The organism is Pseudaminobacter soli (ex Zhang et al. 2022), from assembly GCF_014595955.1.
Classification (GTDB): domain Bacteria; phylum Pseudomonadota; class Alphaproteobacteria; order Rhizobiales; family Rhizobiaceae; genus Kumtagia; species Kumtagia pseudosoli.
The window spans coordinates 51,946-66,296 of record NZ_JABVCF010000017.1; the positions used below are offsets into that span (position 1 = coordinate 51,946).

Sequence of the window (14,351 nt, forward strand, 5' to 3'; positions counted from 1 at the left end):
AAAACAATGGCCGGACAGACAACGAATCTCGACGCGATCGTGCGGGCCGAGCTCGCTATCGAGATCATGAACCAGGCGCGTGGGCTGGTGTCGGAACGCGTCGCCGCCATCGAGGCGGACGATCCGGCTGGCGCCGAGGCCCTGCGGGAAAGGCGCCGCGCGCTTCTCGCCGTCCAGAATGGCATTCGGATAGATGATCTCGACACCGTCGAAGCTGTGATCGCGAAATGGGGACCCAGGATCAAAGACCCTGCGCAATTCTGGCGGGAGCTCTGAGCCATGGCGGATGAGGTTGCCAATGGCCGCTTGTCGGAGGCCCAGAACGAACACATCTTCCGCACCGAGATCCTGCCCGACCATCTTCCTGACGATATTCAGGCAGCCGACCGTCCGGTTCTGATTGTTCTTGGTGGTCAGCCAGGGTCCGGCGTGACCGCTCTTCTGACCGCCAGCCACACGGAGCTGGAGCAAACCTGCCCCGCCATCCGCATCGTCGGAGACGATCTGCGATCCTACCATCCGGGTTTCGTCGCGCACCAGAATGCCGATCCGATGACGGCGTCGCGCTTCACGCAAGGCGATGCTGGCATCTGGAGTGAGAAGTTGCTCGCCGCAGCCGCCAAGCGCGGTGTCCATGTCATGTTCGAAACCACGATGAGGGCGCCGGACAAAGTCGAGAAGATCATGACCGCCGGACGATCTGCCGGATATCGGATTGAGGCCCGCGTTTTGGCTGTCAGTCCGCGCGTCAGCTGGCAGGGTTGCCACTACCGTTTCGAGGAACTGCACCATGCCGGGGCTGCCGCGCGGATTCCGCCGCGGGCAGTTCATGACGCCGCTGTTGCCGGCCTCACCGAAAGCCTTGAGCGTATCGAACGTCGAAAGCTCGCCGATCGTGTCGTGATCCAGTCGGCCGACGGAGAAGCCGTCTATGACAACCAGCTTGCCAATGGGCGATGGCGCTCGGCCACGACCGCGTCCCAGGTTCTCGATGAGACGCGCTCCCGTCCATTGTCCCGCGAGGAAATCGACGGCTTCGCGCTTGTCTGGGCCAGGGTAGTGGCCCGCATGGAGGCTCGTAGCGCTCCCGCGGCGCTGATCGATGAAGTAAAGGCCCTCTCACGCGATGATCTCGCTTGGTTCCTGGCCGAGCGGCGCCGTTCGGGTGAGGACGATGCCATGAAGACGGCGAGGGAGATCAAGCAGCGGATCGGCACCGACCCGAGCCCCATCATTCCAAGCGATGGGGAAGACTCTCTGGCACGCTCTCGTGTCCGAATTAGTAAGGAAGATAAACCCGACCGCCATGTTCGACCGGGAGGCGTCCTCATTCCCGGAAGGGACCTGCCCGATCTAACGGAGGCCGAGATCGGCATCAAGCTGCGGCAATCCTCCCGGCTGGAGCAAAAGCGTTCTGAAATCGAACGGTTATCGCAACTAGTCTATGGAAATGCCGCTGCCACATCGGCGGTGGTCGACGGCATCGATGGAGCCACAACGGGCTCCGTCGCGGGACAGGACATCCGGACTGGAGGGCTTGGACCCATCGCTGGAGCGGGCCGAGGTTTTCTCCGCACCGAAAGCCCTGAGCGCCAGACCGCCAAAGCGCATCTGCCGCAGCTCGCGGCCGCCATGGAAGACTATGGCCGCACGGTCGATTTCGAGCGACATCAGATCGAAACCAGGCATCGCGAGGAACAACATCGCCAACGTCATGAAATCCGCGCGCCATCTAAGGGTCTGACGGGGATCCTGCAGGCGCCGGCTCGCGAGCAGGCCAGCAGGTTGCATGCCGCCCCGCAGTTGCGACGGGAACTGGACGGTATCGCGATGTCGATCAATCGACGGCTGACGCCAACGGACCGAAATGCTTTGAAATCAGGAGATCTCGATCAACTGTCGCGAAACCTCGCTGTCTCTCCTGACCGTGTCGCCACGCTCGCGCGCGTCCAGTCTCAGATGCAGGCGGTGCACGGCCAGACCCAACTGCAATTGGAACGCGGCCGTAATGCTGCAATCTCGATCAAAAGATAGCTCCATCTCAATGCCGTCAGCTGGACTGGTCGACTGATCTATACGCAGGCAGCTAGCAACGATAGCGCTTGGTTGAATTGTCCTGCTTATTTTCAAATGTCTCTAGCCTTTCGCGAGATAAGATAGTTGCAAACGGCTCCTCTGATGCATCAACCCACAAGACATTCATCGGCATATTGATCGCATAGGAGCTAATCTGGCTTGCGATCAGCATTTTTGTGCCATGAGAGATGACAATCTCCTCTGCCTCGACACGGATCAACAAACCTCCCTCATGCGCGCGGATTGCTGCCGTTGCTCCCTCGAAGGCGAGTTCATATTGACCATTACTTTGGGAGACGGATTGACAATGTATCGTCAGGTCTTTAATCGCGTGTTCAATTGCGTAGGGGGTGTTTGCTAGTCTTAATTTTGCTTCGCATATGAGGCGCATGCTATACTTCCTTCCATTGGTAGCATCGGTATCTGTCTGCCGATTCCGATGAGAGGTCTTGCCCGCGCCCTCATGAGGGCATCGGCCCACACTTCGGAGCCGGTGTTGGTGGTTGCCAGCAACCCGCGTCGACCCTGTCGCCGTCATCCAGAAGACCAAGGAACCGGCCGAAGGTGCGACGGTCCATGATCTGAAACTCGGCCTGCTCATCCGACGGCCCGGAAAAGTGCCTGTAACATCGGGATCTTTAGCGTCATCACGCATCGTAAGGTGGGCGACCGCCCTGCGACCGATCCGAGCAGTTCAGTGCCTTGGCGAAACATCTCCCACGCAACAACCGCCGGTCATTCGATCCGCTCCGTGCCGGCCAAAATCGAGTTGATAAATACGTTGATTGAGGACGAAGGCACGATAGGATACGAAATCTAGCGAAACGGAACGAAAGCAGAGACTTTAAGTCATTGATTAGAAACGGAAAATTATATCTCCCTCCGCCGAGAGACGGGAGTGATTTCAAGGAATTATTCAAACGATTGGCGGCTGCGGGTGCGGGTCGGCCGCTGGGCAAAGACGGGTTTCCTACGGGCCCATGGACGCCCGAGCTTCTTGCAGAGGCGATTTCACAGATTGATTCCAACCGGGTTGGGGTGGATCTGCGAACGGTGCAGCTTTGGTTTCAAGAGAACGAGAAGGGAATTGGCACTGCCAACATTCGTTGGCTGGCGAGGATTTTTGGATGCAATGATCCGGTCGCAACTAGCGAATGGCAGGTAGAGCTTAGTGCCGCCCAATCGCGGTTATCGGCCAAGAGACGAGAATGGAAGCGAGCCGCAAGCAGCGTTGCACCGGAGATTCCAGATGCGGCACTGACTGCGACCTTCGATGACAAGACAGACTCCCCGGCAGAGCTGACACGGGATACTGACGCCAAGGGTCCGAGGCGGCGTTTCAGTCTGGCCAGGAAATCGGAGGCATTATTTAGTCACGGTTTTCCCCTGAATCTGCCGGCTTCGGTCTTCGCGGGCATCTCCGCTCTTGGATTTTTGTCGTTCATTATCGGCATTCACAACGTGAAATATGGCCGTGCGGATGGCGTCATTAAGCAAGTCGGATTTCTTTGGGCCGCGAATTGGACATTCGTGTTCATGGTGTTTCTGCCTCTCTTTTTGGCCTTTGTGTCTGGGGCGGTGACTTCATGGAAACATGAAGAACGGCCAAAGCTTGTAGGAGATGACAGCCCGAATGAAGGCAACCACGCCTGGGAGGACATCATAGACGCCTCCTCCTATTCATTTTGGTCGGTATTTTTGATTTGTTTGCTGTTCGCCGGCCTATTCCAGTGGATCGGCGTGTGTTTGATCCCGTTAATCAAAGGCGGTGGCAACTACGCGACCGATTGGGGCTCGATTGCCATTGTGCGGCCTGAGATCGTATCGGTACCAGTAGCAATCGTGTTCACAGGGCTCGCTTACCTATATATGGGCCTGTGTTTTTATCTTTTCTTCGCCGGTCTCATTTTGCTTTATACCGTCGTGGATGACCGTTGGAAAATCAGCGAGTCATCGAAAAATCAGCCGGAGATGGGCTTTGAACGCGACTTAAAGGAAGCCAGTTTCAAGGTGATGCGATGGGTCTTCCGGTGTACGCTGTTGGGCATTCTGATCGCCACTGTGATGAAGCTTCAAAGCTCGTACCTCGTATCCAATGGCAATAATATCGTGGGCTGGCTGGTCAGCGATGTGTCTTCCGCCTTGTATCAGCGCGCCGATATGAGCAACCGTTTCAGCTATAGAATGCCGACGCATTACAGCAGCCTTCTTATCGCCATTTCGACCTGTTTTGTTTTTCTGTACGGTGCCGTCCGTCTAGGCGTCGGGAGTCAATTCCGAGTCCCCCTGTGGAAGATGTCGGCGGTCGTGGTACTGCTCGTTGCTGGCTACCTGCTGATCGACGCATTTGCAGGGTTCTCGATCCTTCTGGGCGTTGGAGTGCTTTGCGCGATCTATGGTTTAATTGATCCCGAGTTTGGCCGACGGCGAGCGAGCGAAATAGGAAACGATCAGAGTGTATCATAGTTGGCTTGATCGTTGGGATGAACGGCGGGCGCGACGCGGTGAGGAAGGGAAGCAAACAAGTGATTTCATCCTTGACGCCGACCGTGCCTTTCCAGGCGAGAAGACGATAAAAACGATCGAGGAGTTTTGTGTCCTAGCGGACCAGGCGGTGGCCAACTCCGCTTTTTTTGAAGAGCCGGGCGGCAACGACCGCGGCTTTGAAAGAAAAGGCGAATGGCTCAAATTTCCATCGGACATTTCCACTGATGTCGAAGAAAACAATCTCGTCTGGGTGAAAATCACCGACAGCGGGTCCCTCAGCCATGCATTGGTGATTTTTCACCATTGGAATGCGAGTTCCCGGAATGGCCAGATTGCCGGCTTTTTCTCGAAGCGCGGCATCACGGTTGTCGAGGTTGCCATGCCCTATCACCTCGAGCGCAGCCGTCCCGGATCCCTGCACGCCGATTATATGCTTAGCGCCAACCTCGGTCGAACGATCCAGTCCGTAAGGCAGGCAGTATTGGACGGTCGAAAGCTCATTCGTTGGTTGAAGCGCGAAGGCTATGGAGACATCTCGGTTCTCGGTATGAGCCTGGGTTCCTGGGCCGCTGGATTGATCGCGGCGCATGACCCGGCTGTGTCGAAAGCCTCGTTGTTTCTGACGGCGGGGAGTCTGGCCGATATGGTTTGGACGGGTCGCGCGACACGCGCGATACGCGATAGCCTTGAGCCTGAGGTTCATCTGGCAAATCTTAGGCGAGCTTGGGCGCCGCTTAACTTGGAAAACTACGCACATCGTCTGGCGCGGCCGGATCTCGCTCTACACGTCGTGCTGGCCAAGAGAGACAAGGTAGTTTTGCCAGAGTTGTCGGCGAGATTCATAGAAAAGCTGACGGACACCGGCGCTCGGCCCAACGTTCTTGAATTAAACTGTGGCCACTATTCGCTGGCCATGCCGCCTTACATTTTGTTGGCAGGTTTGAGCTTGAAGCGGTTGCTAAGGCGCGGCCGTTGAGCGGTTTCTGTCGTCAGCTGAATCGGCATACCTGAGAAGCGACGCATCGCCGACCTCCACTACGCAGCACATTGCTGGGACCTGCCGAGTGCCTGTGGCGCGTGGGGCGATTGCAACCGCGCAAAAGGGCGGCAGCTTATGGCGCTTCCTGCGCTCGCAAATCAAAGGGAGCGGACTCATGGAGCGGCTGCAGGCCCATTCTTGCGAAGCGCGTCTGCCTAACGGGTGGGTACAGTGTGCGCATGATCCGCGTAGTAGACTTCCGTCACGCGAAACCGGCCGCCAACCCTTTTACACTGGACGATCACGTCGATCGAAATTTTGAGCAGGTTGCGGATGTCATGGCGGTCGAGATCCTGGCCGCCTTCGGACTCTTTGACTAGGAGCGTCAATTGCTCGAACGCCAGGCTTGGCGAATCCGCATGCACAGTGGTGATCGAGCCTGGGTGGCCGGAATTGATATTTCGAATGTAGTAGAATGCAGTGCCGTCACGCAGCTCCTGCAGTAGGACCCTATCGGGCCGCATGCGCAGGGACGATTCAAGCAGATCCTTCGCGCCGAGCTTTGCCAACCCCTGGCCGCCCTTCGAATAAAACAGCCGGACATGGTTCGGCTGCGGGATCGTCAGCTCCGGTGTATCCTCGATGCTGATAAGCCGTTCGTCTTGTGGAATGTGCTGGATCAGGGCCTTCGAGATCGTGGTCTTGCCGGAGCCCGTGGCGCCGGAGATGATGATGTTCTTGCGCGCCCGAACCGCACTTTCGAGAAAAGCGCGATATTGTCCGCTGCGATAAGTTGCCAGCAGCGGATCCACGCCGGACGTCCGATCGGTGGTCGCCACCACATTCTCGAAAAGACCACCCGCTTCCAGATCCTCCATTGACAGTGAGACCGACGACGGCTTGCGGATTGTGATGGAAACGGTGTCCCGCGTCGTCGCCGGCGGAATCACGATTTGGATTCGTTCATCGTCCGGAAGGGTCGCGGAGAGAAGCGGGCGGGTCTCGTCGATGCCCTGATTGGAGTAACTTGCCACCGCTCTTGCCAGCCGCATCAGCTTGTCGAAGGACAGTTCCGGCAGTTCGTGACGCTGCCAGCCCGCCGTTCCTTCCGTCAGCACTTCGCCTGGGCGATTGATGACGACCTCGTAGAGGCTCCTGTCCTTCAGGAAGGAATCGAGAGGGAGAAGCAGCTGACGGACGACGCCGGCATCGGAGTTTTCCGCCATCCCCCTGCCCTACTTCGTCACCAGGTCGGATTTTGGATAGAAGTCTCCCATCACGGCGCGGTCGTAGATCGTGTTGCGCGGCTCGGTCACGCGCAGGCCGTAGATGCTTGAGAAATCGAGATCGCGCGCGACGAAGATCGAAACGAGCGAGCCCTGATGCTTCATCAGTGTCGGCGGAATATTGATCGACTGTTCGACGGCGATCGCGGCGGCATCTTTGCCAGCGCTTGTCGTGCCCTGCGCCTGTACATCACTGCGCTGTAGTTCCTGTCCGGCATAGGTGGCGATATCGCCAACCACCGACAGGAGCAGCGCGCTGCCGAAGCGCTCCCACCAGTGAGTGTCGACGTAGCCATCGAAACCGGCGCGGCCGATCGCGTCGGTCGCCGGCGACGCCAATGTGATGATGACGCCCGTGGGTGTCTTGGCGCGATTCCAAAGTACGAACAACCTGCTCTGTCCGCGGCGCAGACCGCCCCGATATTCGCCGACGACCTGTGTGCCCTTCTCCATCAGAACGATGCGGCCATTGTCGGAGAGAACGTCGCGGGTAATCACGCAGCTGGTGAATCCCGGTTGATCCGACGACAGTGCGGTTTCAAGCGCACAGGGGATCGAGGCCCCCATTGCGACGATGAAGTTGCGGTTGCCGAGATGTCCGGCCTTCGATCCTTCCAGGACGGTTGGCTTAAGCATCCGGTTGAAACGTTGATCCTCGTTCTCGCCCTGCCCCCCTCCCCCCAGCAGGCCGTCGACCGGAACGAAGTTCGAATCTGTCGCCGCGTCGCCCGTCTTGGCACTATTGCCTGATTGACCTCCGCCAAAGGCCATCACCGGCGCCCGTCTTGCCGCGTCGAGCAGTTCGTCGATGGCCGGCGTCTCCGCCGTCTCGACGGCCGGCGTCGGCAGCTTGATCTCCGGTACGGGCAGGACCACCGGTTCGGGTTCTGCCCGCGCCGGTTCGAACTCTGTGGTCTGGCGGATCGCCCCCGATCCCGGCTGCTCGACGTCCACCTTCGGCCCTTGCCGCATCGACCACATGGCGAAACCCATGAAAGCAGCGACCGCCAGCACGATGGCGCCGCGCTTGAGCAAGGGATTGTTGTCGACTTTGCGCGCTGTGGTGGTTTGCGCGCGTTCGCCCGGGATCGTCGTTTCTGGCGTGTCTGACACGTCGGCCTCCCTTACTGTCCGGCGGCCGGAACCTTGACCACGCGCTCGACCGAGGGCGAGGTGGTGTTGGTTCCCGGATCGACGCCAACCGGCGAATAGGCCTCGTTGAAGATGCAGAGCGTGTCCGATCCGCGCCGCAGGATGAACTTGCGGCTGATCGCGTGAACGAGCACGAGATCGCCCTGGACGGTCTTCGGCACGAGGCTTTCCGTTCCGTCGGAGTTCTCGATGTAGATCGCCGGCATTTCCTGGTTGCCGCTGAAGGCAAAGGTCGTCACCTTGCCGTTGTCGTAGACCGCCTGCGGTTCGATCGTGCGGGAGCCTTGCGCCGAATAGCGCCAGTTGCGGGGGCCGTATTGTTCATGGATGCCGAGGACCTGATCGGCATAGCCGGCCTCGGCCGCACGCTTCTTGGCTTCATCCTCAAGGCGGCGTCGCTCCGCTTCATCGGCCGGATATCGGTACTTCACATAGAAATACGTGTTCTGCCCCACATCGACGGACCCGTCGCGCACCACCAATTCCATCTGATAGCTGCGCTTGGAGCCGTCCCGCCGTGTCGTCACCACCGAGATGTTGGTGGCCGGCTGATTCTCGCGCGGTTTTAGGAAGAGGATGTGGCCGGCCGGCGCGACTTCCCAGGCAACGGTATTGCCGAGCGCGACATGGGCGATCTCTTCGTCAGGCGCAAACTCCACCTGGACCGACGAGCGGATCGTGCCGACGATCCGCGTGATGTTGTAGGGCTGGTAGTTGACGAAACGCACGCGATTGTCTTGCTGTGCGCTTGCCGGGATCTCTAGCGCCTGAACAGGAAGCGTAGCCAGCGCCGCGACGACGGCCGCGGCAAGGAACGATCGTTTTCTCAATTCAAGGCCTCCGGATCGGCCCGGTACTCGCTCACCACGAACCCAAGCGGGTTCACCAACCGGTCGCTGGAGGAAATTGGGGCGTTGCTATAGGAATAGCTGATCGTGGCCACCCAATGGGTTGTGCGGACGTCTTCGCCGCGTGTGATTGTCCGCGTGAAGCGGACGGAAACCACATTGCTGTTGATGAGCGAGATCGACTTGATCCCGATGCGGGACGTCGCCGAGCGTCCATAGACGTTCTGGGGCGATTCCGGATTGCCGCCGCGATAGGCGGCGGCGAAGCGCTGTTGCTCAGGTGCGTTCGACATCAGAGAGGCGGTCCGGAAATTCTCCTCTGCCTCCGACCAGACATAGCCTTCGCGGGCCCGAACGTAGCGGGCGGCGAAATATTTGGTGACTTCCTCGTCATAACTGCCGGCAGCCGACGCCATGGCCGACACCACGTCGACGATGCCGGTCGAATTGTCGACACGGATGACGAAAGGTTCGACCGTCTTGAGCGGCGTCAGTGCGACGACCGCGGCGACCGAGACAAACGCCAGAAAACTGGCAACGATAGCAACGAACCAGGCGACCCGCTTTGAGCGCTCGGCCGAGGCCATCCGGTCCTGATCGAAGCGGCGCGCCTTGTCGAAATATTCCTTGAGACTGTCTGTCGTCACCATGCCCCTACCCTGCCCGGCAGGCGGTATGAGAGCCGGCTTCATCGAATCCGGCGAAGGCTACGGCGTCGACGGTTGTTTCAGCCGACTGCTCGGCGAACGCCAATGCGGTGCCGTCGCCACCAGCGAGCGACGATTGCTGTGGATCCCCCTGCGCTTTGCCAGCATCCCAATCCCACATCGAACGATTGAGCGGCCGTTTGGCATAACCGTCGCATTTGGGCAGCGGGTAGCTTAGCGTCGCGCAGCCGGAGACGGCGGCCAACAGCCCCATCATTGTTACAACTCGAACTATATGCACGCTGGAATGCCCCTCATGGTGATGGCGTCAGGCTCCTCTGCCGGTCAGCCTGCGCCAACCCCAACCGATCGTTCTCGTGACGGTGCTTTGATGGGCGTCGCGACCCGCGGCAAAGCCATAGGTGAGCGAGGTGCCTCCGCTCGCCAGCGCCGAGGCGATCCCTGGCAACTGGTAAAATACGTAGAGGGAGGCCAGACCGATGGCGCCGACGGCGATCGGCCGCATCAGGACGTCGCTGTAAGCCTCGACGGTGGTGAACATTGTCGCGAAACTGGTGACCAGCAGGGAGCCGACCGCAACGACGAGAACCTGCAGGATGACGAAGTTGGCGAGCTGCCCGATCCATGCCTCGGTAAAACGGCGTGTCGACTGGAACATGGACAGCGCAATGAAGATCGGGCCGATCGCGAGAATGATTGCAAGCGCGACGCGCGCGTACAGCGACACGACGTATCCAATCGAGGCGACAATGAACGTCACCACGATCACCACCAGACCGGCAAAACCGGTCAGCGGATCGACCGGCCACGCCGACTGTTCCCAGATATCGTTAGCGGACTTCTGGCCCTTATCGAGCAGGCTGTCGAAGGTCGTCGCGCTTGGGGTGCCGCCGGTGTTCAGAGCTTCGGAAACTTCCCTGGGCAGAATTTCGAAAAAGACGTTGGTTACGTAGGTCTGGTATTCCCCGGCATTCCTGACCAGCATCAGGATGATGGCGAGCTTTATCGCCCGGAAGGCAAACTCCATGATCGGTTCCTGCACCGATCCGCGCAGGATGAGAAATCCGTACAAGATCACATAAAGGGTCAGCGCTGCCGTCAACGGTCCCGTCACCCACGCGCTGATCCCGCTCGTACCGGAGCTGATGAAGTTCTGGAGCGGCGTCGTGAACTGGCGATCGAGAAAGTCGAAGACGGTGTACATGGCGCTATCCCCCCAGCGCCCCGTTCATGCGCTCGAGCCGGGCCTTGCCCTCCGCCTCTTCGGCATTGCCGCAATTGGGCGTCTGCCCCAGCTCACCGGGGTTCTCGCGGCATTTTCGGATATGATCAGCGCGCAGGCTCTCGTCGGCGAGAAACTCGCTGACGGTGATAACCGTAGCCGGCGGCGGTTCCGAACACGCCGCCAGCAATGCCATCATGACGAGGGACGCGGCACGCTTCATTGCGACAGCGCCGTGTTCATCGTGTCGAGGCGCTTGCGCCAGTCTTCCGCCTTGCGCTGGTCCTCGACCTGGGCCTGCGCCTGCTGGACCATCTGCAGTCCCTGCATGCGCAGGAGATCGGTTTGCAGGAAGGCACTTTCGGCCTGAATGCGCGCCTGGAGATCGGCGATATCCTTGGCATCGCTCGCCGAGGATATCTGCTGGCGCAACTGATCGATCCCGTCGATACGCTTCGTGGCGGCATCGTAGATTTGCTGGCCAAGGCTCATCTGGCCGGCATTGCGGTTCTGAATGCGCGTCAGCTCCTGGGCATAGAAATCATTCGCCGAGGATTGGTAGGTCGAGTTGTCGCCGAGGATTTTCGAGGCGGCATCGCCAAACGCACCCGAGCCGTTGCCGCTGAGCAGGCTTTCTATCGCCGCAAAGTCCTGCGGTAAGGCCTTGCGTATTTCAGGCTGGTTCAGGAGGGAGGCAACATCGGCCATGTTCGTCAGTTTGTTCAGCGATCCGAACAATTGCTCGGCTTGCGTGATCTGTTGATTGAGCGCGTCGAGCTGTGACTTGAGCTGGGTGATGCTCTCGATGTGCTTCAAGATCGCGGTCTGATCGATCACGGGAATCCCTTGTGCGCCGGCGCCGCTGGCCGACAGGGCAAGGATGGCGACGGCGGCCATCATCGAATTGCGCATACGCATCAGCCGGCACTCCTTTGCTGCTGGAAGAGAGGAAGCCAAGCTTCCGGGTCATCGCCGGTCTGCGCCCGTATCGTGTCTGCAAGCTCGACATTGGCAGTGCGGCCGGAGAGCACGGCGAGTTCGTCGTCGAAGCCGCCGAGATTGAGTTCGGCGACGACGCTGTTGTGGCCCTGCTTAACGATGAAGCGGCGGCTCTCATTGGAGAGCTCGCGCGCGATCAGCTCATATTCCCGTTCGGTGAGTTTGAAGCCATCGACATAGTCGACGCGACTGCCGCGCGAGTTCGGCATGAACACCTGGGTCGGGCACTGCTCGATGATGGTGTGCGCGATCGGTGAATGGATCGCATCGCGCGGGCTTTGTGTCGCGAACAGCATGAGTCCGTTCTGCTTGCGGATGGTCTTGAGCTTGTTCTGGGCGAGATCCCGAAAGCCCTCGTCAGCAAGTGCTTTCCAGAACTCATCGATCACGATGATGATCCGGCGGCCGTCGATCAGCTGCTCGACGCGGTGGAAGAGGTAGGCCATCAGCGGCGCGCGGATCTCCTCGTTATCGAGGAAGTCAGTCATGTCATAGCCGACGAACTTGCCACCGGCACCAAAGTCGCCGAGGCCAATGTCCTCGATGACGTTGTCGAAGACCCAGCCCAGGGGCCCTCCCCTCTCCCAGCGGCGCAGCCGAGAAGCGATGCCTTCGGGATCGGTGTTGTTGAGGAAGGTGCGCAGCGCGCCGATCGTGCGCCGCTCCACCGGCAGATCGGCGAGCCCATCGATGGCATTGTCGATGTCGCGCGTCTCGGCGACAGAGAGCTCGCGGGTTTTCGAGCCGACGAGCTTGGTCACCCATTGCGCCAGGAACACCTTGTTCTCCGGCGTCAGTTCCATGCCCTTCAGCGGAGCGCAGCCGGTCGGGCGGCCATTCTTGAGCGGCAGATAGGTTCCGCCGGCCGCGCGCACGAAGAGGTCTGCGCCGCGGTCCTTGTCGAAGAAGACGATATGCGCGTCGAACTTCTCGCCCTGCGACAGGATGAAGTTGAGCAGCACCGTCTTGCCCGAGCCCGATGGCCCGCCGATGAAGGTGTTGCCGAGGTCACCATAGTGCAGATTGAAGTAGAGCGGTGATCCCGACGCCGTCTTCAGCATGGCAACGGCCGGTCCCCATTCATTGCTGTCGCGCTGACCGGCCGGATAGGAATGGAAAGGCGAAAGGGCCGCGAAATTCTTTGAGGTGATTGCGCCGGAGCGGACGCGATAGCGGAAATTTCCTGGAAGCTGCGCCCACCAGGCCGCTTCAAGCCCGAGATCCTCGCGGGCGACGACTGCGCCGCCATTGGTCAGATGGGTCCGGCTCTTGGCCAAATTGTCCGTCAATTCCTTCACCGAGTGGGCGAAGACTGTGAGGGTCAAGTGGTGGTCGCCCAGAACGAAACGGTTGGATTCCAGATCGTCCAGTGCATCGTCGAGCTCCTCGAGCTGCGATTCGGCCTTGTCGCCGGCGCTGACCATCTGGTTCTGTTTGCGACCCATCACCGTCTTTGCGTCCGACTTCGACAGGAAGGAGAAGCTCTGGGTCAGGATCAGTTCATAGGGGACGGTGAGCAAGCCGTCGAACATCCCGGGTCGCGTGCGGGCCGGATATTCCTTGAAACCGAACATGCCGGCATAGCGGCTCGATCCTTCGTGGCGGATCTCCACCGTCTCGCGTCCGACGATGACCCGGTCGGAATAAATTGCTGATGAAACACGGCCCTCGGTCAGCGGGACAGCTTCACGGCGGCCACCTACCAATTGGTGCAGCACTTCGCTCGGCTCGGAGAAGATCAGGCCGTCGCGTTCCTGCAGGGTGAGGACGCGCGGGCCGAAGCGCTTCAGGCCAGCCGTAACGTCGACGATGGTGTCGTCGAGATGCTTGAGGGCATCCTCATCAAGCTCCACCCCACGTCGCCGCGCCTTGCGCAACTTCGACAGAAACGCTGCCACCCTCTCGGCGGGATCCTTGCCTGGGTGCCAGACGAGGCTGAGATAGAGATCGTTGCGGAACAAGTCCTCGCCGATCATGCGGTTCCGGTACTTGTCGTTCAGCGTCCGTGAGAAGGCGTTGGCGAATTCGCCGTCGGGATACTCATTGTCCCGTCGCCGAACGACATGCGTCCACAGCGCCAACCGCTCATCGGCGATATTGCGGTAAAGCGTGTTGAGGTCGCGGTGCAGGGCGTTGAGGTCGAGCGTGTCGGCCGTCTCGAAAGACACGCCTTCGAGCGCGATGACCACCATCAGGGCACGGGAGTCGAGCGCGATCACCCGCTCGTCGACGTGGCGGACGTAGGGGATGAAGGTCTCGGGTTCGAGCTCACGGCTCCTGACGGTCGCGGTACTAGGCAAGGCCGAGATCCCTTTCGTCATAGCGCCGAACGAGCTTCATGGGCGTGAGGCTCGATCCGCCCCAGAACCCGCTGTTGCGGGTCCTACCCCGCGTCTCGATCCAGCCGAGCAACACTCGGAACATGTTGTGGTCGTGCTTGACGATGGCCTTGAAGATGACGTGGAACACGAGGCCTACAAGGGCGTAGGCCACCGATCCCGCGACGATGAAGAGGATCGTCGTGAAGATCATATTGATCCCCATCGCCTCCATCGTCACGCCGCCGATCATCGCCGGCCTTGTGCAGGCGAGAAACAGCGTGTCTTCCTCAAGGGCAATCCGCTCGGACACGCA

The 14,351-nt window shown here is 59.8% G+C and carries 15 protein-coding genes; 4 read left to right on the plus strand and 11 right to left on the minus strand.

Features of this window, described 5'->3' with window-relative positions; all coding sequences use genetic code 11:
• The first annotated feature begins 6 nt into the window (after positions 1 to 6).
• Positions 7 to 276 (plus strand): hypothetical protein, encoded by a 270-nt coding sequence (locus HUI96_RS25130; protein WP_188257449.1) that lies wholly within the window; start codon positions 7 to 9, stop codon positions 274 to 276.
• A 3-nt stretch (positions 277 to 279) separates the two neighbouring features.
• Positions 280 to 2,034: a zeta toxin family protein gene (locus HUI96_RS25135; protein WP_188257450.1), complete on the plus strand. Its 1,755-nt coding sequence runs from the start codon at positions 280 to 282 to the stop codon at positions 2,032 to 2,034.
• A 52-nt stretch (positions 2,035 to 2,086) separates the two neighbouring features.
• Here HUI96_RS25135 and HUI96_RS25140 read toward each other — a convergent pair whose 3' ends face one another.
• Positions 2,087 to 2,467, minus strand: a complete 381-nt coding sequence (locus HUI96_RS25140) for a hypothetical protein (RefSeq protein WP_188257451.1) — start codon at positions 2,465 to 2,467, stop codon at positions 2,087 to 2,089.
• A 461-nt stretch (positions 2,468 to 2,928) separates the two neighbouring features.
• On the opposite strand from HUI96_RS25140, the gene HUI96_RS25145 reads away from it, so the two are divergent.
• Together HUI96_RS25145 and HUI96_RS25150 are read left to right on the plus strand one after the other, a co-directional pair.
• A complete protein-coding gene (locus HUI96_RS25145; RefSeq protein WP_188257452.1) occupies positions 2,929 to 4,542 on the plus strand; it encodes an RcgA family putative transporter in 1,614 nt (537 codons plus the stop codon).
• On the plus strand, positions 4,532 to 5,539 hold the full coding sequence (locus HUI96_RS25150) for an RcgR family putative quorum lactone hydrolase (protein ID WP_188257453.1): 1,008 nt from the start codon (positions 4,532 to 4,534) through the stop codon (positions 5,537 to 5,539). Before HUI96_RS25145 ends, HUI96_RS25150 begins: the two co-directional genes overlap by 11 nt.
• Before the next feature lie 218 nt (positions 5,540 to 5,757).
• On the opposite strand, the gene virB11 is transcribed toward HUI96_RS25150, so the two are convergent.
• Genes virB11 through HUI96_RS25200 form a run of 10 tightly spaced genes read right to left on the minus strand, consistent with a single transcriptional unit; the run spans position 5,758 to position 14,348 of the window.
• Complete coding sequence (gene virB11 / locus HUI96_RS25155; protein ID WP_188257454.1) at positions 5,758 to 6,768, minus strand: P-type DNA transfer ATPase VirB11; 1,011 nt, start codon at positions 6,766 to 6,768, stop codon at positions 5,758 to 5,760.
• A gap of 9 nt (positions 6,769 to 6,777) precedes the next feature.
• The gene (gene virB10, locus HUI96_RS25160; RefSeq protein ID WP_188257455.1) at positions 6,778 to 7,941 is read right to left on the minus strand and encodes a type IV secretion system protein VirB10; all 1,164 of its coding nucleotides are present in this window, start codon (positions 7,939 to 7,941) and stop codon (positions 6,778 to 6,780) included.
• An 11-nt stretch (positions 7,942 to 7,952) separates the two neighbouring features.
• Complete coding sequence (gene virB9 / locus HUI96_RS25165) at positions 7,953 to 8,810, minus strand: P-type conjugative transfer protein VirB9 (RefSeq protein ID WP_188257456.1); 858 nt, start codon at positions 8,808 to 8,810, stop codon at positions 7,953 to 7,955.
• The gene (locus tag HUI96_RS25170; RefSeq protein WP_188257457.1) at positions 8,807 to 9,478 is read right to left on the minus strand and encodes a virB8 family protein; all 672 of its coding nucleotides are present in this window, start codon (positions 9,476 to 9,478) and stop codon (positions 8,807 to 8,809) included. The genes virB9 and HUI96_RS25170 overlap by 4 nt, the downstream gene beginning before the upstream one ends.
• Before the next feature lie 4 nt (positions 9,479 to 9,482).
• Entirely contained in the window at positions 9,483 to 9,752 is a 270-nt protein-coding gene (locus HUI96_RS25175; RefSeq protein ID WP_188257458.1) for a type IV secretion system protein VirB7, read from the minus strand.
• A gap of 51 nt (positions 9,753 to 9,803) precedes the next feature.
• Positions 9,804 to 10,700 (minus strand): type IV secretion system protein, encoded by an 897-nt coding sequence (locus HUI96_RS25180; RefSeq protein WP_188257459.1) that lies wholly within the window; start codon positions 10,698 to 10,700, stop codon positions 9,804 to 9,806.
• 4 nt (positions 10,701 to 10,704) lie between these two features.
• Positions 10,705 to 10,941 (minus strand): EexN family lipoprotein, encoded by a 237-nt coding sequence (locus tag HUI96_RS25185; RefSeq protein ID WP_188257460.1) that lies wholly within the window; start codon positions 10,939 to 10,941, stop codon positions 10,705 to 10,707.
• Positions 10,938 to 11,636, minus strand: coding sequence for a P-type DNA transfer protein VirB5 (gene virB5 / locus HUI96_RS25190; protein ID WP_188257528.1), 699 nt, complete (start codon positions 11,634 to 11,636; stop codon positions 10,938 to 10,940). Before virB5 ends, HUI96_RS25185 begins: the two co-directional genes overlap by 4 nt.
• Positions 11,636 to 14,017, minus strand: coding sequence for a VirB4 family type IV secretion/conjugal transfer ATPase (locus HUI96_RS25195; RefSeq protein ID WP_188257461.1), 2,382 nt, complete (start codon positions 14,015 to 14,017; stop codon positions 11,636 to 11,638). The genes virB5 and HUI96_RS25195 overlap by 1 nt, the downstream gene beginning before the upstream one ends.
• Positions 14,010 to 14,348 carry a VirB3 family type IV secretion system protein gene (locus HUI96_RS25200; protein ID WP_188257462.1) on the minus strand — a complete coding sequence of 113 codons (339 nt, stop codon included), beginning with the start codon at positions 14,346 to 14,348 and terminating at the stop codon, positions 14,010 to 14,012. The genes HUI96_RS25195 and HUI96_RS25200 overlap by 8 nt, the downstream gene beginning before the upstream one ends.
• Positions 14,349 to 14,351: the final 3 nt, after the last annotated feature.